This is a genomic window from Acinetobacter sp. KAM396 (genome assembly GCF_021602765.1).
Taxonomy (GTDB): Bacteria; Pseudomonadota; Gammaproteobacteria; order Pseudomonadales; family Moraxellaceae; genus Acinetobacter; species Acinetobacter towneri_A.
Genome location: NZ_BPPH01000113.1, coordinates 1 through 443, shown reverse-complemented (window position 1 = coordinate 443; position 443 = coordinate 1). Strand labels below are relative to the sequence as shown.

The following is a 443-nucleotide window of genomic DNA, read 5'->3' as shown; positions in this document are numbered from 1 at the left end:
AAGTGAACGCTATCGAAATAGACGGAAAAGATTCGGTTTACGCATTAACTTAATCGCTGCACTGGTAAACCGGATAAATTTTCAATAATGACTTTCGCAAGAGATCTAATTAAAAACGAAATATTTCCACATTAAGAGGGTTCAATGAAATTATTACTTGGTGTTGTTTGGCTTCCTATTCGACTGATTATTGTGATGTGTGGTGGAAGACAAGTTCCAATTTTAAAAGGGTTGGTTGAAAAAATTGATTCAACTCTTAGATAAATCTTTGCATTACTGTTAGTAGTAAAAATAAAATAGTTAAATTACTCCTTATGAAGCGTAGTATTATACGTAAGCGTCCGCTGAACCCCATGCCTATTTTTTAATTCGGTTCAGGTTTCCAGCGGTGTGGTAGCAATTCTTCAATCTGAGTCACTTTATGTGTCGGCAACCTTTTCAGC

At 35.4% G+C, this 443-nt stretch carries 1 pseudogene; it reads left to right on the top strand.

Annotation, left to right across the window (positions count from 1 at the left end):
* Positions 1-88 (top strand): annotated as a pseudogene (locus L6C30_RS14760) (IS5/IS1182 family transposase); the annotation flags it as partial.
* Positions 89-443 lie beyond the last annotated feature (355 nt).